The 21,750-nt window shown below is 50.0% G+C and carries 18 protein-coding genes and 1 pseudogene; 4 read left to right on the forward strand and 15 right to left on the reverse strand.

What is annotated here, in order from left to right; all coding sequences use genetic code 11:
• Positions 1-498 precede the first annotated feature (498 nt).
• Both SFW65_09305 and SFW65_09310 read left to right on the forward strand, forming a co-directional pair.
• Positions 499-1,629 (forward strand): glycosyltransferase, encoded by a 1,131-nt coding sequence (locus SFW65_09305; protein MDX1923311.1) that lies wholly within the window; start codon positions 499-501, stop codon positions 1,627-1,629.
• Positions 1,630-1,776: 147 nt separating this feature from the next.
• Positions 1,777-2,607, forward strand: coding sequence for a flagellin (locus SFW65_09310; GenBank protein ID MDX1923312.1), 831 nt, complete (start codon positions 1,777-1,779; stop codon positions 2,605-2,607).
• Positions 2,608-2,921: 314 nt separating this feature from the next.
• Here the strand turns inward: SFW65_09310 and SFW65_09315 are convergent, their stop codons facing one another.
• From SFW65_09315 to SFW65_09360, 10 genes and pseudogenes are all read right to left on the reverse strand, one after another.
• On the reverse strand, positions 2,922-3,188 hold the full coding sequence (locus tag SFW65_09315; protein ID MDX1923313.1) for a hypothetical protein: 267 nt from the start codon (positions 3,186-3,188) through the stop codon (positions 2,922-2,924).
• A gap of 203 nt (positions 3,189-3,391) precedes the next feature.
• Positions 3,392-3,664 (reverse strand): hypothetical protein, encoded by a 273-nt coding sequence (locus SFW65_09320; protein ID MDX1923314.1) that lies wholly within the window; start codon positions 3,662-3,664, stop codon positions 3,392-3,394.
• A gap of 168 nt (positions 3,665-3,832) precedes the next feature.
• Positions 3,833-7,063, reverse strand: coding sequence for a CusA/CzcA family heavy metal efflux RND transporter (locus tag SFW65_09325; GenBank protein ID MDX1923315.1), 3,231 nt, complete (start codon positions 7,061-7,063; stop codon positions 3,833-3,835).
• Positions 7,064-7,083: 20 nt separating this feature from the next.
• Positions 7,084-8,142, reverse strand: a complete 1,059-nt coding sequence (locus tag SFW65_09330; protein ID MDX1923316.1) for an efflux RND transporter periplasmic adaptor subunit — start codon at positions 8,140-8,142, stop codon at positions 7,084-7,086.
• Positions 8,132-9,460 carry a TolC family protein gene (locus SFW65_09335; protein MDX1923317.1) on the reverse strand — a complete coding sequence of 443 codons (1,329 nt, stop codon included), beginning with the start codon at positions 9,458-9,460 and terminating at the stop codon, positions 8,132-8,134. Before SFW65_09335 ends, SFW65_09330 begins: the two co-directional genes overlap by 11 nt.
• A gap of 95 nt (positions 9,461-9,555) precedes the next feature.
• Positions 9,556-9,873 (reverse strand): hypothetical protein, encoded by a 318-nt coding sequence (locus SFW65_09340; protein MDX1923318.1) that lies wholly within the window; start codon positions 9,871-9,873, stop codon positions 9,556-9,558.
• 473 nt (positions 9,874-10,346) lie between these two features.
• Positions 10,347-11,600: pseudogene (locus SFW65_09345) on the reverse strand (ISNCY family transposase).
• Positions 11,601-11,737: 137 nt separating this feature from the next.
• Positions 11,738-12,838, reverse strand: a complete 1,101-nt coding sequence (locus tag SFW65_09350) for a malonyl-CoA decarboxylase family protein (protein MDX1923319.1) — start codon at positions 12,836-12,838, stop codon at positions 11,738-11,740.
• A 120-nt stretch (positions 12,839-12,958) separates the two neighbouring features.
• Positions 12,959-13,723 (reverse strand): HAD family phosphatase, encoded by a 765-nt coding sequence (locus SFW65_09355; GenBank protein MDX1923320.1) that lies wholly within the window; start codon positions 13,721-13,723, stop codon positions 12,959-12,961.
• A gap of 27 nt (positions 13,724-13,750) precedes the next feature.
• Complete coding sequence (locus SFW65_09360; GenBank protein ID MDX1923321.1) at positions 13,751-14,536, reverse strand: MBL fold metallo-hydrolase; 786 nt, start codon at positions 14,534-14,536, stop codon at positions 13,751-13,753.
• Positions 14,537-14,637: 101 nt separating this feature from the next.
• On the opposite strand from SFW65_09360, the gene SFW65_09365 reads away from it, so the two are divergent.
• On the forward strand, positions 14,638-15,258 hold the full coding sequence (locus SFW65_09365) for a hypothetical protein (GenBank protein ID MDX1923322.1): 621 nt from the start codon (positions 14,638-14,640) through the stop codon (positions 15,256-15,258).
• On the opposite strand, the gene SFW65_09370 is transcribed toward SFW65_09365, so the two are convergent.
• Together SFW65_09370 and metG are read right to left on the reverse strand one after the other, a co-directional pair.
• Positions 15,251-16,033 carry a TatD family hydrolase gene (locus tag SFW65_09370; protein MDX1923323.1) on the reverse strand — a complete coding sequence of 261 codons (783 nt, stop codon included), beginning with the start codon at positions 16,031-16,033 and terminating at the stop codon, positions 15,251-15,253. The genes SFW65_09365 and SFW65_09370 overlap by 8 nt on opposite strands.
• A 20-nt stretch (positions 16,034-16,053) precedes the next feature.
• A complete protein-coding gene (metG, locus tag SFW65_09375) occupies positions 16,054-17,601 on the reverse strand; it encodes a methionine--tRNA ligase (GenBank protein MDX1923324.1) in 1,548 nt (515 codons plus the stop codon).
• A gap of 126 nt (positions 17,602-17,727) precedes the next feature.
• On the opposite strand from metG, the gene SFW65_09380 reads away from it, so the two are divergent.
• Positions 17,728-18,879, forward strand: a complete 1,152-nt coding sequence (locus tag SFW65_09380) for a M48 family metalloprotease (protein MDX1923325.1) — start codon at positions 17,728-17,730, stop codon at positions 18,877-18,879.
• On the opposite strand, the gene SFW65_09385 is transcribed toward SFW65_09380, so the two are convergent.
• Genes SFW65_09385 through SFW65_09395 form a run of 3 tightly spaced genes read right to left on the reverse strand, consistent with a single transcriptional unit; the run spans position 18,880 to position 21,727 of the window.
• Positions 18,880-19,911: a DNA polymerase III subunit delta' gene (locus SFW65_09385; protein MDX1923326.1), complete on the reverse strand. Its 1,032-nt coding sequence runs from the start codon at positions 19,909-19,911 to the stop codon at positions 18,880-18,882. It lies immediately after the preceding gene.
• Positions 19,912-19,938: 27 nt separating this feature from the next.
• Complete coding sequence (gene tmk, locus SFW65_09390; protein ID MDX1923327.1) at positions 19,939-20,568, reverse strand: dTMP kinase; 630 nt, start codon at positions 20,566-20,568, stop codon at positions 19,939-19,941.
• A complete protein-coding gene (locus SFW65_09395; GenBank protein MDX1923328.1) occupies positions 20,558-21,727 on the reverse strand; it encodes a D-alanyl-D-alanine carboxypeptidase family protein in 1,170 nt (389 codons plus the stop codon). The genes tmk and SFW65_09395 overlap by 11 nt, the downstream gene beginning before the upstream one ends.
• Positions 21,728-21,750: the final 23 nt, after the last annotated feature.

Below are 21,750 nucleotides of genomic sequence, written 5' to 3' on the forward strand. Positions count from 1 at the left end.
CATCATCAGAGCCTTCTAGCGCACCTTCATCAGAGCCTTCTAGCGCGCCTTCATCCGGACCATCGAGCGCGCCATCATCAGAGCCTTCTAGCGCGCCTTCATCCGGACCATCGAGCGCGCCATCATCAGAGCCTTCTAGCGCGCCTTCATCCGCACCAAGCCGTGCCAATACTCCTAGCAACACGCCCTCGGAAGTAAGAGAAGTAGCAGCAAATTATGGTGCCCGGTCATATGCTGCTTCGTTCGTTCCTGATGAACCTACAGGCACACCAAGCGATACACCTGTGAGACAGGCAATCGCTAACTACGTTGCGCCAGGCAGAAAAAACGACTTCACCGTTTAGGTGAAGTAGGGGGGTGGGTGGCGTAATAGCTACAGTCCCTTAAATATAGGTTTTTTAAAGCCGACACTAAAGCGATCCGGCCCCGTATTGGTTGCGTTAATATAATCGCAATCAGTTACGGCTAGCCTTTAAGGGACATATCTATTGTTCCGCCATGCAAAAGAAAAACCATACCTTATCGCTAGCCGTCATTGTAAAAAATGAAGAGGTTCATTTACCTACACTGATGGAAACTGCACGCATTTACGCTGATGAAATCATCATTGTTGATACTGGCTCAACCGACCGTACAAAAGAAATAGCCCGCCAATACACTGATAAAATATTCGATTTTGTATGGGTCGATGATTTTTCGAAAGCGCGCAATTTTGGTCTCGAAAAATGCACCAGCGACTTCATCATCTGGCTAGATGCCGATGACTTGATACCCAAAGATACAGCACAAATGCTCTGTGATATGAAAGCAAAGCCCATCGAATGGGACGTGCTTTATCTGCCCTATGTTTATGCTCGTAATGCAGAGGGGCAGATTACACTTTCACAAGTGCGTGAACGCATATTCCGTAACAACAAAGGACTGAAATTCGAATTTCCGATTCACGAATGTTTGAAATATGTGGGCGAACTTAAGTTCGAACACAGGAACGATATCAAAGTTATTCATAACAAAGTAGTTGCCAATGAACCAAGCGTAACGCGCAATTTACGCATCTTGTCAAAAGCTGTTGAAACCGAGGAATACCGTGAAAATGTGCGCATCTGGTCATACCTCGCGCAGGAATCCGATGCACATAAAGGCGTTGCCTATTATGAGTATATGTTTAGAGAACTGTGTAATGAGCCTATTGATAAAGTCTGGTACTCCCAAACCATGGTCCATTACATGCGCAAGCTCATCGCACTTAAAAAATACGATAAAGCACTGGAAGCAGGGGGCAAAGCAATTGCCTATTATCCATTATGGAGAGAGCCGTTTTTCTACACTGCACATGTGTATTTTTATACAGCGCGCTATAAAGAAGCATTGAAGATGATGCTGATAGCGAATGGCATCCCTTTGCCATCTAATGACTCACACATCATCTATGATAAGTCTATTTATGAAGGTGATTGGTTTTATGAATGGCTGTTCTTCGTTTATCATTATCTGTGGGACCGCGATAAAGCCGTCGCCGTTCTGGAAGATGTGCTAAAACGCAATCCCAATAGCCAGACATTCTTGCGTTTAAAGCAGGAAAAAATGGATTGGCTGTACCCCAAGGACGCTAAACACGGCAAAAAATAAGGGTGCTAAAAATTAGCTGTTCGAGAATCCTGATTCTCCAGTCGTTTGATATTGATAATAATTACCATCGTATGTTACCGCTGAAGTGTCAAAGCAGTGTGATTCATTCGCATTCACACATTTGCGAACATGATGGAGCTAACACACATGCCGATATCAAATATTTCACTTACCGCAGGCGCACGCGCCAATTTGTTATCTCTGCAACAGACCGCAGGTCTTTTAAACCAAACGCAAAACCGTCTTTCAACGGGCAAACGCGTCGCTTCCGCGCTTGATGGCGCAACCGCCTATTTTGCCAGCATCGGCTTTCTAAACCGCGCCAACGACTTATCGAACGTGAAAGACGGTTTATCAAATGCGCTACAAACCGTGAAGGCGGCTGCGGTAGCCATTGATGGCATCACCAAGATTGTCCAGCAGGCCCAAGGTTTGACTACTGCTGCCTTACAAACAACGGATGCAACGACGCGTTCAGGTCTTGCTGTTCAGTTCAATGACTTGCTGGTCCAGGTCAACTCGCTCGTAAACGATGCGCGCTTCAATGGCACCAACCTTATTGGGCAGACATCGCTTAGCCTTGTGGTTTATTTTAATGAAGACAACACATCAAAACTGACCATCACCAACACCAATTTGTCGATTGATACAACCGCGGGCCTCAGCGTTGCGGTAGCGGCTGCGGGCTTTGTTTCTGACAGTAACATCAATACGGCCGTATCGCAGCTTGCTACGGCGTTAACGAAGCTGCGTACGACAGCATCCAGTTTTGGTAATAATACCACGGTTATCACAACACGGCAGGACTTCACCGACAACCTGATCAGCACGCTGCAAACCGCATCAGATAATCTTACCTTGGCCGATACGAACGAGGAGGGCGCAAATTTGCAGGCATTGCAAGCCCGCAACTCCCTTGGCATAACATCGCTTGGCATCTCCGGACAGCTGCAACAGGCCATCCTGAAGCTGTTCTAATTTAGTTTTATTATATGGCACTTAGACACGCGTAACGTCGCGTGCAAAGCCGCTTTGCTGGCTCAGTGGTGTTGTCGATGGGTATCGGCGCCCTAATGACAAAGGGGATGTTGGTGCGACCATTCCGACAAGGCTGTACATGCCTTGTTGGGAAGGGGTAGAAATTACCCATCCAGAATCATGTACAGATTTCCACAGGCTTAGGTAGTTCAAGGGGTTAGCCAACCAGGTTCAGCATTGGCCGAGAGGGCCTGGGCTCCCCACATAGCCCAAAGGCCCCTCGAGGCCGTTGGTATAAGCAATCAGACTTTCATTTATTTTAAAATGAGCGGTTCAAAAAGACTGCGGTAGTGATTTGGCGTAAGAGCCTCATGTACCAATCGTCCGCTGCGTTGGAATTCTTCATTGGATGGATCGAAGAATGAATAGACAAGACCTAGATCGCCAATGTTGACGAGGCGCGACTTCACCTGACCCAGCAAAGGACGGATTGCTTTAGTATAGGCAATCGGTCCGGTGACCCGAAGAACCGCCCGCTTACCGGTACCATCCAGAGATGCGTTATAGCAGTGTATGTTCATCTGAACGGATCGAATAACGCGTTCCAGAAATGGATGCCGAGGTGCGGCGAAAATATGCCATTGTTGAAATTCACCAGGATACGGTGTTTCTGCATGTATGCCCCATCCTTCAAATGGCCTGCCACGCGCATTATCCCAGTGTGATAACAAATACTGGTCAGTGCTTTGCAAAACACTATCTAAACAGATTGTCGTTGAAGATTTTATGTCGAGGTAAACACCGCCACATTGATAAAGCAATAAATATCGGAACAAATCGGCACGGGCTGGGCATACTTGGGATTGATAGAAAGATATGTTCGCACCATCTCCTTGTCAAAGTGCTTGCGGATAAAATCGAGACGGCCTGCGCCATCGTAAAAGGCAAACGTCCAGCCAGGATGCAAATCTTTCATGGTTTGAAGATTTGCTTTAAACGGCTCTGTGAGTGTGTCGCGCGACGTCGTCGTTTGATGGATCAGTTTGGGTATGGCCATGCGTCCTCAATCAGGTCCGTTCAAAGGACACGGAGCTAAAGGGAATCGTAGCGGTAGTGTGCCGTATCTACATGGCGTCTCACGCCGATAGGCATCGAGGCTGGATCCTCTGTTTTTTGCTTTGTCTTCGCGCATATCGGTCTCTGCTGAGCTGTAAAGCATCGACCCTCATTCCTTGCTACGTGAAAACATGCCGAAGCACTTGTAGGCTGCTGGCAATACAAACAGGGTAAGCACTGTGGCCGTGATCAGGCCGCCAATGACGACGGTGGCCAAAGGCTTTTGCACCTCTGCGCCAGCGCCGGTCGCGAGTGCCATCGGTACAAAGCCAAGGCTGGCAACGAGGGCGGTCATCAGCACCGGACGAAGCCGCGAAAGACAGCCTTCGATAATGGCCTGGTGCACCTCTAATCCATCCTCGATCAGCTGATTGATACGGGTGATCATGACGAGCCCATTGAGGACGGCAACACCCGAGAGGGCAATGAGCCCTACCGCCGCCGAAATCGAGAACGGCATATCGCGCAGCCACAGGGTGAATATCCCGCCGCTCAGCGCGAGAGGGACGCCGGAGAAAACGAGCAGCGCTTGCTTGGCCGAACCTAGGGCTGCGAACAGCAGCACCAGGATCATGAGAAAGCACGCCGGCACGACGATGCTCAATCGTGCCTTGGCCTGTTCGAGGTTTTTGAACTGACCGCCCCAGTCCAACCAGTAGCCGGACGGGAGCGTGACTTGGCGATCAATCGCCGCTTTTGCCTCGGCGACGAACGAGCCAATGTCTCTGCCACGGATATTGGTCTGGACGACGATGCGGCGTTTGCCATTCTCACGGCTGATTTGGTTCGGACCGTCACTGATGACGGGGGAGGCCAACTGCTTCAGTGGCACGTAGATGGGCCGATCGTTGACATGCCCGTCCATGGCAATCGTGTTTTCGGAAGCGGGCAACAGGATGGGCAGGTTTTCGAGTGCGGCAAGGTCTTGCCGCAGGCGATCGGGAAGGCGGACGACGATCTCGAAGCGCCGATCTCCCTCGAAGACTAGGCCGGCGTCGCGCCCGCCGATGGCGATTGCAATCACGTCGAGCACATCGCTGGCATTGAGCCCATGACGAGCAATGGCGGTGCGGTCGAGTTGGATGTCGAGAACTGGCAGGCCCGAGGTTTGTTCGGTCTTGATATCGGCGGCGCCTGCAACGGACTTCAGCGTTTGCATGATTTTGGCGGCGGTTGCTTCGAGCACCGCCGAGTCATCGCCATAGACTTTAACAGCGACATCGGAACGCACACCGGAGATGAGCTCATTGAAGCGCATCTGGATGGGCTGCGTGAACTCGTAGTTGCTGCCAGGCACGGCGGCCACGGCGGCGGCGATCTTCTCGATCACCTGTGCCTTGGTCATCGACGTATCGGGCCATTGGTCATGATCTTTGAGAATGATGAAGGTGTCGGAGACGTTGGGGGGCATGGGATCGGCCGCCATCTCCGCAGTGCCGGTTTTGGAGAAGACGAACGAAACCTCGGGTACTGTGCTGACGGCACGTTCAACTGCAAACTGCAGCTCCTGCGACTGGGACAGCGAGGTCGAGGGAATGCGCATGGCGTGCATGGCGATATCCTTCTCATCGAGCGTGGGAATGAACTCCTGGCCCATGCGCGAGAACACGAGTATCGCGAGCGCGACACCCGCGAGTGCTGCTATGAACAACGGGATCGGCGCTCGAAGCACGTGTGACAGCGCTTTTTCGTAGCCATGCTTGGCATTGCTAATTAGTTGGTTTTCTTTCTCCTCGATTTTTCCTGTCACCAGCAGTGCGAGCATCGCTGGCACAAAGGTGAGCGAGAGAACAAATGCGGCGACCAGGGCGATGATGACGGTGAGAGCCATGGGCGCGAACATCTTGCCTTCGACGCCGGTAAAGGCCAGCAGGGGCAGATAGACCATGATGATGATGCCCTGGCCGAAGAGCGAGGGGCGCACCATTTCGCTGCTGGCCGACATGACTTCATCGAGCCGCTCCTCGAGCGTCAGCAGGCGCTGTTCATGATGCTGGCGCAGGGCGAGACGCCGCAGACAATTCTCGGTGATGATCACGGCGCCATCGACAATGAGTCCGAAATCTAACGCGCCGAGGCTCATGAGATTGCCGCTGATGCCCCAATGGACCATGCCAATGGCCGTCATCAGCATCGACAGCGGGATCACCAGAGCGGTGATGAGGGCAGCACGAAAATTCCCAAGAAGCGCAAACAGAATCGCGATGACGAGCAGCGCGCCTTCGGTGAGGTTGGTCTTGACGGTCGCGATGGTGCGATCGACCAACTTGGTGCGATTGAGAACCGTCTTGATGCGAATACCGGGCGGTAGAGTTTTCGCAATTTCGGTGATGCGGGCGTCAACCGCTTCCGACACGGTCCGGCTGTTTTCTCCAATCAGCATGAGGGCTGTACCGACGACCACTTCCTCGCCGTTCTCGGAGGCGGAGCCGGTGCGCAGCTCGGTGCCGATGGCGACGGTCGCAAGATCCTTAATGCGTGTTGTGACACTGCCGCGAGTGGCAACAACAACATCGCCAATTTGCGCCTTATCCGCGATGCGGCCATCGGCGCGGACGACATAGGCTTCACCGTGACGCTCTACATAACCGGCGCCGATGCTGAGGTTGTTGCGCTCGAGTGCCATGACGATGTCAGTGAAGCTGAGCGCGAGGGCAACCAGTTTGGCCGGGTCGGGCTGAACCTGGTACTGTTTGACATAGCCGCCGATCGCATCTACGCCGGCGACGCCTTTGACGCCCTTGAGTTGCGGACGGATGATCCAGTCCTGAACGGTGCGGAGATAGGCTGCCTGTGCGATAGAATCTGAAAGACGCTGCCCTTCCGGTGTGAGATAGCTGCCGTCTGCTTGCCAGCCGGGTGTATTTTCTGTGGGTTGTGCGCCTTTCCCGGCGGGGTGTTCGTACTCGACCGTCCACATATAGATTTCGCCAAGGCCCGTCGAAATTGCACCAAGCCTTGGGTCGACACCGGCTGGGAGACTTTCCTTAGCTTCCGTCAGGCGTTCGTTGACTTGAGCGCGCGCAAAATAGATGTCGATGTCGTCGCGGAAGATTGCGGTGACCTGGCTGAAGCCATTGCGTGAGATGGAACGCGTTGATTCCAGGCCGGGAATTCCGGCGAGCGCCGTCTCGACCGGAAAAGTAACAAGCTTCTCGACGTCGGTTGGCGAGAGCGCCGGTGCAAGAGTGTTGATTTGAACCTGATTGTTGGTGATGTCGGGGACGGCATCGATCGGCAGCGACCGCAGTGTGAAGAGGCCAAGGGCAGCAATGGCAGCAACAATCAAAACGATCAGCAGGCGATAGCGCAAAGAAAAAGATATAATACGTTCAATCAATGGCGGGGTGCCCTTTCAGATTAGTGGTCATGCTCGGCGCCGGCTTTGCCCATCTCGGCTTTAAGAATGAAGCTGTTCGATGCAACGTAGCGCTGGCCTGCAGCCAGGCCACTGCGCACTTCCGTCCATGTGCCATCGCTGATGCCGAGGACGATGGGTTGGGCTTGGTAAGTGTCATCCGCCGTCTGCACGAAGACGACGTCGACCCCTTCCACGCGCTGGATCGCCTGCGATTGCACGGCGACCGTGACATTCGATTCGGCATGCGCGATCGACGCCCGTACGCTCATGCCCGCGCGCCATAGGCCCTCGGCGTTGGGCAGTGTGGCGCGGGCGACGATGGTTTGGCTGGAAGGGTCGGCTGTGGGCAAAACCAGCGTGAGCGTGGCTTCGGCTGCGGCGGTATCATCAAGGCGGCGGACACGAACGGGCTGGCCAGCTTTGATCTTATCGCCATCGCGGGCAAACACAAAGAGTTCGACCCAGAGCCTGCTCAGATCAGCAACAACGAAGAGGGCACTGTCATTGGCAAGCTCACCGATATTGGCTGTGCGCGTGAGCACGGTGCCGGTGACAGGCGACTTGACCGGATAGACCTGCAAACTGTCGTTACTTTCGACGGTGGCCAGAGTGTCGCCAGCTTTGACGACATCGCTAGGTTGCTTGACGACACTGCGAATAATGCCGGGAAACCGCGCCTTAACTTGCGCAGTCGTCGTCTGATCGAGCGTGATGCGGCCTGTAACATCGATGGTTTGGCGTATGGTGCCGCTGCCGGCTTCGAGGACGTTTATTTGCAGTGCACGAGCGGCGGCTGGATCAATTTTGACGGAATCATCATGAGACTTAGCCTCAGTGTGGGCATCACTTTTCTCATGCTCATGCGTGTCAGCGACGGTTGCGGGTTTTTCCTCACCGTGATCCTCGTGCGCGTGACCATCATGTGCATGGGTATCGATGCTATCAGAGGCAGATGCGGACTTGTCCAGGCGCGGCACATGCTGCCTCAGAGCAAGGTAAGATCCTCCGCCCACAAGTGCCAGCACGGCAAGAATGATAAAAACAGTTTTACTCGGCATGATGCTCTCCTGATTGCGATGGTTTGGCAGGTGCCTTGGCGATCAGACGCGTCAGCTCAGCCTTGGCGGTATGAAATTCCCGAAGGGCATCAATTTTTTGCTGACGCGCTAGAAAAAGGCTTCGCTGTGCGTCAAGCACTTCTAAATAGGGAAATCGTCCTGCGGTGTAACCTTCCCTTGATAAACGAAAGGCTTGTGTAGCAGATGGTAGGATTGAGTTTTTGAGCGTATTGACCTCGACAAAACTACGCATCAGCCGTGCATGTGCGCGGGAGACTTCTGCTGTGCGATCGCGCGATGCCTGCTTGTTATCAAGCTCCGTGCGCAAGGCCTCTTGGCGTGCCTTTTCAATATTGCCGCCGTTTAAATCAAAGATAGGAATTGGCATGGCCAAAGAAACCAGTAAGGCGCGGTCATCGGTTGCCTGAAATTCCCTAACGCCCACGCTTACCCGTGGATCGGGAAGTGCATTGGCTTGCTCCAGCTCAATGCGGGCTCTGGCCTGTGCAAGGGTGCTGTCTTGCCGTAAACGGTCAATCAAAGGATCATCGGGACGCAAGTTAGCAAGAGGGGCAGGTTTCTCAATTTCATAAAACACCTCCTTCGCTAAGGAGGCTTCAAAAACATCTTGGCCAATTATTGCCGCCAGCGCATGACGTGAAATATCTCGTTCACGCGAAGCTTTATCAAGCGCCAGAATGGCCGTTGCATACTCAACCTCGGATCGACTGCGCTGAATAAGGGGAGCAGCAGCGGCACCAACGCGGCGGCTTACCGATTGAAGTACGTCTGCGGCAAGTTCCTTTTGTTCTGTTGCAAGATAGACGCTTTCTTCGGCTGCAACCACTGCCATGAATGCGATTGTTGTATCACGAATGACATCAAGCCTTGCAGCCTCTTCATCCAGCGTGGCGCGGCTAACCCCAGCTTCAGCAATAGCTTTACGAGCATCAAGCTTACCTGTGATGGGCAGCTGCTGTGAAACGCCATAATTCAGTTCGGCAGATGTGAAGGAGCCATAAGGCCCGCTTCCAGCAAAGTTTTCAGCACCAACTCCGATTTCAGGATTTGGCCAAGCACCCGCTTGGTCACGCGCGCTTCGTGCTGCATTTGTGCTTTTTTGAACACCTTGTAGGCGCGGCGATTGAGTAAGCGCTGTCGCTATAACCTTTTCTAACGTCAAGCCAGTACCAGCTTTAGAAGCCGTTTTAGCAAGCAGCGGAATATTACCGTTATCTGCTGCCTCAATCGTAGCAAAGGCTGAGTGGGCTGTAAAAATAATGCCGCAGAACAGGGCTAATAAATAAGCTAGATGCATGAGATAACTTCACAAAACTTGTTAATTTATATGGATGCCAATTTCGTCTTAATCCATAAAACCGAAAGTGCTCCATCGAGGACAATTAGAACAAGTTAAGCTGTGGGTGGCTCTAAAGCAGGCTCAACAATGGCAGATGATTTAGATGTATCTTTAAAAATAAAAGTAGCCGTTGAAAATATACTGCCACTGAAATGGATTTTTTCGAAGAAAATATAAGAAGAATGATCACCACAGCATTTGTGCGTGGAGTGGGTGATATCCACTTTGTCATCTGCACAGTCGCCCGTTTTTTCCAATGCTATTACCATGACATCAGATACACTTGCGCTGCCATGCATTTCGAGTGCATGCACACAAGGTGCCCACAGAAGGCAAAGCACAATGATGATATGAATTAGCTTTTTCAACATCAGGTGAACAAAACAAGTCTAGTAGAAGGGAAAACAGTAGCGCATATTTCTTGCAATAACAATCTTCAGTGAAAAAAGGATTCATACCGCAACTGATTAGCACTTATAGTGGGTCGGCTCGCCGACTTCAAGGGGCTCATGGAATCGCCGAGGGCAGAGTTTGATTATGCAGTTTTTGCAAACGATATCCGCCCCTTAATCACTCCGCTGGCAGCTGATCCAGCAGCTCGGCTCTTGCGCCGCGCTGCAAGCTTGTGTTCATGTTCAGCCCGTTTTTCCGCCTGAATCTGCCGGCCAATAGCCAAACACAATTCATCTTCGTAAGAAAGGATTGGTGTCGATTCCGACGGTCGACGCATCATCGGGGGCTTCTTTCTTAGTTCGACGACGGTTGATGCCAGTTTGCGAGTTTTACGCTTCTGACTAATTGGAGTTCCCTGAGAAAATGGCGCGACAGTAACCGAACTCCAACGTGGTGCCTTCTCGCTGCGATACATAGGACGCTTCGCTTGCTCCGCCTGAATATGTTCCAAGGCCGCAGAGAGACGCTTGTTGTCAACAATCGCTGCTTGGTTGACTTGTCTGACCTTATCAAAAATTTGGTAGGTCAAAGGCAACCCTTCATAGGAGATCATAATCCGTCCACTTGGATAGACCGAAACGGTAACGCGTTTGCCTGCCAGTTTTGATGCCACTTCGCCAGGCTCCAACATGAATACGACTTTGTCGAACTGAAGCGTAAGGTTTTGCGACACTGAACGCTCTTCCCTCCATACGAAGATGTCTCTCAAACTTTCATCTGCCTCAAGTTGTCGATGAAGATTTTTGTCATTCAAGGGGAGGCGACTGAAACGCGAGTTGTAGTCTACGATAAATGTCGAAAGCAAAGCGTTGCCAGCCTCGATGCCAGTCACCCCAGCTAGCCTCAGCTCTTTGACAAGACGATCTTGCAGAGTTCGGTTCGCGCGTTCCACACGACCTTTGGCTTGTGGTGTGTTCGCGCAGATAATGTCAATGTTTAACTCGCGAAGGGCGCGACCAAATTGTGTCATCCCATTGCCACCAACCGCGTTTTTGTTTGTCACCCGAAAGACGCTGTGTTTATCGCTGTAGAACGCCACAGGCTTTCCATGCATCTCGAGGTACTCAGTCGTTGCTTCGAAGTAGGCGAACGCACTCTCCGTTGGCACAAACTTCAGATGCATCAATTTGCTCGTTGCGTCATCGATGAAGACGAGCAGAGTGCATTTGGGTGCCCTATCCTCAAACCACCAGTGCTGTGAGCCATCAACCTGAACTAGCTCGCCATAACATTCTCTACGGTAGCGGGGCTGATGCACTTTCTTGGCTCGTTCAATCTTATGGAGCCAGATGCCTTCACTCATCATCCATGCTCTCAGCGTACCAATGCTGACATGTATGCGGTGTTGCTCGCGGAGTTTTTGGCATGCGAATGTAGGACCGAAGTCGGCGTAATAAGTCTTCACGATGTTGATTGCGTGATGCCGCAGTGTTTCAGGTAGTCGCCGATTACTTGGTTTGCCACGGCGGCGGGAGGTGAGGCCAGCTGGGCCATGCTCAACAAATCTAGCTCTCAGATTCCTAATCTGCCGATGCGTGATACTTAACAGTTGGGCGGCAGCCATCACAGTGGTTCGTTGGCTGATAAGGTCTTGAATAACGCGCAGGCGTTGTATCTCTCTTTGGTTCATCGTAACTAATCCCATTCTTCTCATTGTTCCCTCGGTGCTTTTTAGAAAAAAGGGAACGTTGTATATGACGCTTATGGGAAAAGACTACTAAATTTCTACATGCCTTAGTCGTATAATATGTATTATGTTAAATTAAGAAGTAACGGCAGGTATTATAGGCCAATATATATCTTGGCCGCCGCGCGGTAATCGGCTCCTCTAAACATGGTTCCCTTGGCAATCTGAACCTTGGCCGCCATCGCCTTCGACAGATATTTTCTCACCTGAGGCGCAACGGTTATCACGCCGTCCTTTTCATAGCGCTTGGCATTGGCCGCCAGAACCCGGTCGTTCATCGAATAATAATATCTAACGCGCGGATCGCTCGGATCATCTACCAAAATCTCGGCAATATCTGCGCCGACCGGCACATGTAATCCGGCTGCATTATCGACAAATCCCGGCTTGCCATCACGGCCTTGCTTCATACGCATGATAAACACGGCGATTGCGCGCTTGGTCGCTTCCAGAACCTTTGGCTCCGACATTGCATCTCCACCAGCTGCCCGTGCTGCACGCAATGTTTCCAGCGATATTGGTTTTTTGGCTTCAGACAGACTTTCTGTTAATGCCGCAATATCAGCTTCAGTGGCATCCGTTTGCAGCCACTTATCAAAGCCGATAAGCGGTGATAGCGTTGCCATTTCAATAATTGAAGGAAAATGTTCTTTAATGACTTTGCGGGCTTCTTCAACTTGGCGCGCGCCAATTCCCTTACTCAATTCCTTGCGGCGGCCCGTATCCTTATGCGCCATATTAATTGCGCTGTAGCACGTAACAGTGCTTGCAGTATCTCCGTTTTGATTGCCAAAAATTCCTGAGATAATTTCACGCAGCGTTCTAGCAAGCCGGCCACTGACCGCGCCATAAATAATACTTAACGGCTCAGCGATGTGGCCTTCGGGGGCATCCTTGTCATCCATAATTGCAAACACCATGCGCCTCGAATTGGTATGACCAAAACGACGTTTCAATTCGTCATGCAAACTGCCATCGGTTGGGTATGGCGCAACAACTTCATAATCCACCAGCTTTGCAATAAAACCTGGTTTGCGTACCTCCATTTCCAAAATCATGTCATAGGTCAAGCGCACAAGAGTGCCGCTCTTGGTTGGTTTGCTGTCAAAAACCTCCGGGCTATATTGAATTTCCTGCGCGCTGCTGCGGAATAAGGCGGGCACGCTTGACGAAATTCGACTTAAAATATGCAACATTAATATCGCCCTCTAACATACTGGGATTGCTATACTTCATCCTATGCAGACTAAATGCCGCTTGGCAATTGCCCAGTATAGTTTCATGCCCATATTAATACTCATAAAAGGCTGAATTCGTTAGCTGGCGAGTCGAATTTTTGGCCTATTCCGTTTGTGAATATCAATATGATGCGCTGGACGCTGCGTTAAAATGCACAATGCATCGAAATAGTTTTCAAACACGTGCGCACCGTGTTGATGCATTTCGTCCTTTAAATTGGCTTTATCCGCAGCAGTGCCTTTAAATGCGCCTATAACCGTATAGACCGTAAGCCCTGCGGCCTTGCCGGCATGCACATCGGCCATGGTATCGCCAAAAAATGCGATTTCATGCGGCCGGATGCCCTGCTGCGCTGCCTGTTCAATAATATGAAGCAACATATCCGGTGCTGGTTTCGGCCGCGCCACTTGTGCGCCAACTACTATGCTGTGAAACCGCTGCGCATAACCCACACGCTCAAGCGACGCCATTACATTATGATGTGCGCCATTCGATGCAGCAGCAAAAATGCAATTGCGGCTTTCCGCCATATCAAAGAATGTTGGGAACCCTTCAACGCACAAACTATCCGCATGAATCTGGTGCAAAGCATTTAAAAAATTGGCATCGGCGTGTGTCTTGAACGCTGCAAAATCAGCATCTGCCGAAAAGCCATGTTGCGGATGTGTGCGCAAGAATTCGAATGCCGTGCGTCCATCCATGCCTGCCGTCAAATCCAACAATTCTTGCGGTTGGATATCAATGCCCAGCGCTTTCAATGCCATGCTGGATGCTTGCGCATGCACCATACTGGTATCGACAATGGTACCATCACAATCAAATATGATTAGTTTGATCGCCATAATTGCTCCGGATAAATAAATAAAAAATCACGCTAAATTAATTTTTAAACCATCATAAGCAGGTTCGATATGGCTTGGCAATTCCTGCTTGATTGCTGCGTAGTCCAGCCCCTGCCCCATATGGGTTAAATACGCCATTTTAGGCTTTACTCGGGCAACCCAGTCGATGGTTTGCTGCAAATGCGAATGCGTGGGATGCGGGTTTTTGCTCACACAATCCACCACCCATACATCCACCCCTTCTAATGCCTTAAACGCATCCTCATCAAGCCGCTTTGCGTCGGTCGTATAAGCGAATTTACCCATACGAAATCCAAGTGATTTGACGTAGGTATGGTCTTGTTCGAAGGGCAAGATTGGTATTGTCCCAAGCGTTAGCTGCTTTCCCGCCTCGATAATATGGGGATTAAGTGCTGGTTTATAATACGCATCACCTTCCACACGGTGATTAAAAATATAATCAAACCGTGACGTCAGTTTTTGAATGGTTAGTGCATCACCATAAATATCAATTGGCTTTTGCATGCGCCAATTCATCGAACGCAAATCATCAATGCCATGGCAATGGTCGGCATGGGCATGGGTATATAAAACCGCATTCAACTTTTGCACATTTTCGCGCAGCAATTGCTCGCGCATATCGGGGCTTGTATCAATCAGCAGGGTTGTATCATCCTGCTCGATTAGCACAGATGCACGCGTGCGGCGGTTTTTGGGATTGTTCGGATCGCACTTTCCCCAGTCATTGCCAATAAGCGGCAATCCACCTGATGAACCGCACCCCAAAATGGTGACTGTCATATTGCTTTTCATAGGGGGCACTTTTACAGATTCTCGCTTGACTTCAAATACTACCGGTACATAGTAATTGGCATCAATTTACCCTTGTAATCATATATATTGGTAGGATGTTTATGAGCGAAAACAACGACGTACCACCCGTTCCAAAGCTCCGAAACAAAATCTCCAAGGAGATTGAAACACTAACTTCCGCCACCGACACCGAGGTTCTGGCCGCAGCCACCAAAGGAAACACTTTGGTGGTTTTTTTTATGGTCAATGGAACGGATGTAGTGCGCGTGCATGAACGCCACGTACGGGTCAGCAATGCCAGCGGCAAGATTTCTAAAGCGCAAGCCGAACGTATTGTTAAATTCCTCTATGCACAAGTCGTCTCCGATAAAAAACTTATGGAAGTGACAGAAGAACGCGCTGCTATTTCCCAAGGTCTGCTTGCGTCAAACCCCTATGGCATCACGGCGAATGATATTTCCATTCATGGCATGTCGGCCAAGGAATTATGCGGGCGCGAAGCACGCACAATCGGCGGGCGCAATGCTGCATTGATTGAAGTTGCCAAGATTATGGATATCGAGGTAACACCTGAATTGATAGTAGCAACCTTGCACCGCAGCTGCCCGCAAACACGTGGAAAGCCAATGCCTGCCGCGGTTCAAACCAAGGCAAAACCGCCGCAAATATGGCCTGCGGTCGCAACAGGTGCAGCAGCAATCACGCAACCGACGTTTAATTAGGCGCACTCATTAAATTAAATACGCGCAGCGCGTTTTCAGTTGTAATTCGGCCCAGCTCTTCCAAACTTACACCCTTAACATCGGCAATCGTTGCAGCAGTATGAACCACATAAGCAGGTTCATTGGTGCGCCCGCGATGCGGCATTGGTGCCAAAAACGGCGCATCCGTTTCCACTAAAATTTTATCCAGCGGAATGTTCTTCACAATGTCGCGCAGATCCTGCGATTTTTTGAATGTCACAATACCCGAGAGAGACAAATAAAAACCCATCTCCACTGCTTGCTCGGCCAGCTTTGCGCCAGAACTAAAACAGTGCAATAAGCCCCGCAGCCTCCCCTGCCCTTCGCGCTTAAGGATTTGGTAAGTATCTTCATCTGCATCGCGCGTATGCACTATCAATGGCAAATCGGTTTCCAAAGCTGCGTGGATATGTCGTTTAAAGCTTTCTTTTTGCAATTCTACAGGGCTGTTATTGTAATAATAATCCAGCCCCGTTTCACCAAGCCCGACGACTTTTTTATATTTGCTCTGTTCCACCAGCCATTTGGCTTCCACCAATTCGCCTTCTTCACCACTGTGGTGCGGATGAACGCCAAGGCTGCAATACACATCATCATATGTCTCTGCAACTTGCCGAACGCCTTCAAACCGGCTGGCATGGGTGCAGATGGTAATCATCCGCTTTACGCCGGAATCGCGTGCGCGTTGTACAACGGCATCACGCTGTTCTTTAAACTCCGGAAAATCGAGATGGCAATGTGTGTCAATTAACACCAAGTTGTTAGGATTGGGGCTCATGCGGCGGGTGCCTCAACAAAGCGCGGGAAGATACCTTGCGGTGCAGGCAATGGGGTTCCAGCTTTTAGTGCATGACTTGCGTTCAGTTCCGTATAATTTCTGTGGCCTTCACTTACCGCTAATTGGTCAAGCAATTTATTCATGGATGATGGCATAAATGGCAACGTAATCAGCGCAAGGCAGCGAATGGTTTCAACCAATACATATAAAACCGTTTCCATGCGCAGGGGGTCGGTTTTTTTCAATGTCCACGGCATTTGTTCATCAATATAACGGTTGGCCTCGCCCGACACTGCCCAGATTTCATCCAGCGCTTTGTTAAACGCCTGCACATCCAAATGACCACGGCATAGCGGCAGCAAATTATAGGCACGTTGCAGTAAAGCTTTATCTGCTTCAGTAAGTGCGCCTGCATTCGGCACAGCGGCATTGCAATTTTTATTGATTATGGACAATGTACGCTGTGCCAGATTACCAAAATTGTTCGACAAATCGGAATTGATGCGCTGGATCATCGCGGCCTTGGCATAATCGCCATCTTGACCAAACGGCACTTCGCGCAGCAGGAAATAACGCACCTGATCCAAACCATAGGTTGCAGTAAGTTCCAGCGGGTTAATCACATTACCGGTTGATTTGGAAATTTTCTGCCCTTCATTGGTCCACCACCCATGGGCGAACACCCGCTTTGGCGGCTCTAAACCGGCAGCCATCAGGAATGCAGGCCAATACACGGTATGAAAACGCAAAATATCCTTGCCCACCATGTGCACGTCTGCGGGCCAATGCTTTTTATAAAGTGACGAATTCGTATCAGGGTAACCGAGCGCCGTAATGTAATTCGTCAACGCATCCAGCCACACATACATGATATGCTTTTCATCACCGGGCACGGAAATGCCCCATGTAAAGGTCGTGCGTGAAACCGACAAATCGCGCAAACCGCCCTTTACAAAACTAATCACTTCATTTCTACGGCTTACTGGTAAAATGAAATCAGGATTTTTTTCATAAAACGCCAACAGCTTGTCCTGCCATGCCGATAGTTTGAAAAAATAGCTGGGTTCTTCCACCCATTCGCATTCCGCGCCGGAAGGGGCAATTTTTTTGCCATTTGGACCATCCTTTAATTCATCGGCAGCATAAAATGCTTCATCGCGCACGGCGTACCAGCCTGCATATTTATCCAGATAAATCTCGCCGCGCTTAATCAGCTCCGCCCACAGCGCCTGACATGCCTTGATGTGGCGGGGTTCGGTTGTCCGAATAAAATCATCATTCGTATATTGCATCGCCTTGCCAAGATCACGGAAGTTTTGCGATACACGGTCACAAAATGTTAACGGGTCAACGCCCGCAGTTTCGGCGGATTTGGCAACCTTCTGCCCATGTTCATCCGTACCGGTAAGAAAATGCACATCATATCCATCCATGCGCTTAAACCGCGCCAGCACATCACACGCCAACGACGTGTAGGCATGGCCAATATGCGGGCTATCATTCACATAATAAATCGGGGTGGTGATGGTATAATGCTTCGTCATTCAGTTCCGTTTCTTATCATTTTTATCCTATTAACCATTCATGCCTCCTAATCAGCCCTCGTAATGAAAGTATTATTATGCGGTATAATGGCTAAGGATTAAAATCTTAATGTAGGTATTTTTTATATGTTATACCGCACTTTGGCTAGAACAAATGCACGTAGAGCAAATCGATATTACTACATTAATGGCGCGCCAAATGCCCCAGAATCCCTGAAAGCTGGTGTTGATGTCACAAAGCCAGTTATTGGCCCGATTACCGGAACCCCTATTCCCGATAAAGACCTCAAAGTACTTGGTGAAGGTTTCGATAAACTGGCAGCTCAATACAAAATAAATCCAAGAAGCGTCCATGTTACCATCCAACGCAGAACAAGCAGGATAAGTACAAGAAGAAGCCGTCAATTTCATTTAAATGCAATGGCACGCTCCTACCTGCTTGATGTAAAGGCAATCAAAAAAGCATCCTACAAGACACCAAGCGTAACGGCACGAATTGCGGAAGGATTTTATGCCCCGTTCCGCGAATTCCAAGGAAGGGTGAGCATTTATCCAGCAATGGTTGAAATATGCAATCCGCGTGAGTTGGCGATCGTCAGTGCGCATGAGTTATCACATATCAAAAACCGCGACTGGCGACGGGTTTTTCCTTACGCTGCAATAAGCCTGCCAGTATGCGTTGCTACAACCGCTATCATGACGAAGATATCTGAATTGCTACCGGGTAGTTCTATGCTCATAGATCTTACTACAATGTACTACTCGGTCATTTTTGGCAGCGTCGCAAGCCATTATGTAATGGCTCCCCACAACCACGCCATGGAGTTTCGTGCAGATCTGGATGCGGTGAAGATGACCCTTGATCCAGCCGCAGCCATAAGTTATCGCAAAAAAATGATGTTCATGCAGCAGCTTGAAAAAGAAACATCCTTCATAGGCAGCATAAGCGGTGCCATTCGCCGATTTAGAGAAGCCAACGGCATCGTCCGCAAGGAAAAAAAGAAAGCCGCAATAAAAGAAACAAAAACGTCTAGAATAACAGCACCGACCCATCCTACTTCAGAAAACAGGATTAAGGCGATTGAAGCCTATGCAAATGAACAGGGAATGAACCTTGATGACATACCACAATCAACCGAATTAAATAAATTGGCATTCCGAAGAATAATTGAAAAATTGAAACGGCGCGGCGAAGTGAACAGCGATGCTGCCCTTGCACGCCTGCGTCCTGAAACACGCAAACAACTGCTTGCTTATGCGGGGCTTACACAATCCTAATTATGCAGCGAGTAAATTCGCTGTCTTATCAAACATGTTTAACAATACAATTTTATGATCAAGATTATGATGCTCGGCATCCTTGGCTTGGCCGGACAACTCATCCCATAACTGCAATAGCCTTTCAAGCCGCAGTTGCGGATAAAGCCCCTGCAACATCGCAATTTCCGATGGCAGCAGCGGCTCGGGCTTTGTTCCACGCGCCTTGGCCTGTATCAACCGCTGAAGCCATGAAAACATCACTTCCTGCGCGGTGTAATACACATCCTCGTTGTTTCGTCCGGACCAGCTTTCTGCCAGCTTTAAACGCAAAACGGGGCTGTCGGGGGTTTTTAAAAATTCGCACCAGCTTTGATAAAGTTCATGTGCTTCACATGCCGCATAGCGCAGCATCCGCGCTGCGCTGCCATCCGCCAGTTTCAAGATAAAGTCCAGATTTTCGGATATGTCATGCTGCGCGGCAATCTGGCGTAAATGCGCTTCCGATAAACGGTCTAACTTCAATACACGGCAACGCGAACGAATAGTCGGCAACAATACTGCTGCACTTTCTGCCGTTAACAAAATAATCGCGTTTTCAGGCGGTTCTTCCAGAATTTTCAAAATTGCGTTTTGCCCTGCACGGCCAAGGGTGCCAGCACCATCCACAATCACAACGCGCGCGCTGCCCTGACTGGCGGTCAGGCGTAGAAACGGCGCAACCTTGCGTACGTCATCAACGGGGATATTCTGTAAATATCGCCCTTTTTTCTCATCAAACGGGCGTTCAAGCACCAATAAATCAGGGTGCGATGAAGCAGCCATGAGTTTTGCTGCCGAAGCATCCGGTGATACAGATAAATCTTTACCGCCCTTTTTATTGGCCAAAATCGCGCGAGCAAAACGGTAAGCCAGTGTTGCCTTGCCAACACCTTCAGCGCCGGTAATCAACCACGCATGGGGTAAGCGGCCACCCGCCAGAGCCTGAACAATTTGCTGTTCAGCACCATCATGGCCAATAAAATCATATTGCTCGCGCGGGTGATTTGACATACGCCAACCTTAGCATGGGCAACCACGTTAAATAAAGCTGCTAATATGTTGAAAAATAGCGTTTTCTACAACTTCGACGGTCTGGGTTGCATCAATCACTTTGATGCGTCCGCTTTCTGCTTTTGCCAGGGTTAAAAAACCCTGCCGCAACTTTTCATGAAAGGCCGTGCCCATACGTTCATAACGCTGTTCAACGGCGGCGCGTTTCAAACCGACTTCAACCGGCAAATCCAAAATAAAAGTAACATCGGGTTTTAGTTCACCGATTGAAAGCTTACGCAGCTCATCCAGTTTCGATAGCTCCAATCCCTGACCATATCCTTGATACGCAGTGCTGCTGTCATAAAACCGGTCGCTAATCACCCAATCTCCGCGGGCCAATGCTGGCGCGATAACTTTTTCAACATGGTCACGGCGCGCGGCAAATAGCAACATCGCCTCGGTCATTGCATCCCAGCGATGCGTATCACCCTCCACCAGTAATTTACGAATAGCTTCTGCGCCTACGCTGCCGCCCGGCTCTCGCGTCGTGATAACTTTTTTGCCCAAAGCTTCCAGCCGGTTTTTCAGGCGCGCAATCTGCGTGGTTTTACCCGCGCCCTCGCCGCCTTCCAATGTAATGAATGTGCCGTATGTATTCAGCGCGTTATTCGTCATATTTCCCGGTGATCATAAAGCGTAATTTTGCCCACATTAAAGGGAAAAAGCCAAGCTTTGGCACGCTTTCGCCTGCAACCAGCGGATAAGTTGCAAGTTTTTCATCACCCATAATGACGTTAAATTTGCCAATTTCGGTACCCTTGGCAATTGGCGCTTCAAGTGGTTCAACCAATTGCACATTAGATTTTATTTTCGAGCGATCGGCATTTCGCACCGTCACGGCCGCATCACGAGTAATTGCGACGGGAACTGTTTTAGCTTCCCCAAACGCTACCTTTACAGTGCGGATGGGTTCGTCTTTCTTTGCAACATTTAGAAGCGCGAATTCATCGTAGCCATAATTGATCAAACGCTCTGCTTCATCGGAACGCTCCTGCATATTGGCAAGCCCATTCACAACTAAAATAAGGCGGCGTCCGTTGCGAATGGCAGATGCCGTAATGCCATAACCCGCTTCATCGGCATGACCGGTTTTTAGTCCATCAACACCAAGGTTTTTATACAGCAGCGGGTTGCGGTTACCCTGCTTGATATTATTGAAGGTAAATTCTTTCTCCGCGAAATAATGATAATATTCGGGGAAATCATAAATCAGATGCCACGCCAGCAACGCTAAATCCTGCGGGGTGGAATAATGCTCAGGGTCAGGAAGGCCTGATGGATTTGCGAAATGCGTGTTCTTCATGCCCAATTGCTGCGCTTTGTCATTCATTGCTGCGACAAAGGCACTTTCCGAACCCGAAAGCCCTTCGGCCAACACTATGGTTGCATCATTGCCGGATTGGATGATGATACCGCGGATTAAATCTTCAACCTTCACTTTGCTGTTGAGCGGCATAAAGGAACTGGAACCTTCCGCCTTATAGGTGGATCGCCATGCTTTTTCGCTCACTGTGTATTCATCCGTCAGCGCGGCTTTATTGGCCTTGAGCGCTTCGAACATCACATAAACGGTCATCATCTTGCTCATACTTGATGTCGGCATGCGCACTTCGCCGCCCTTATCAAGCAGCACAGTCTGCGTATTCATATCAATTAAATAGGCTTGTTTGGCAATTGAACCGCCCACCATCACAGCAGCGGGTTTTTCAGCAGGTTTGGCGGCAAATGAAAAAGAAGGGAGCAGCGCAAGCAACAGCGCAATTAGAAAACGCATTAAGGAAAAACTCCAACGCAATT

The organism is Alphaproteobacteria bacterium (assembly GCA_033762625.1).
Classification (GTDB): domain Bacteria; phylum Pseudomonadota; class Alphaproteobacteria; order UBA9219; family RGZA01; genus RGZA01.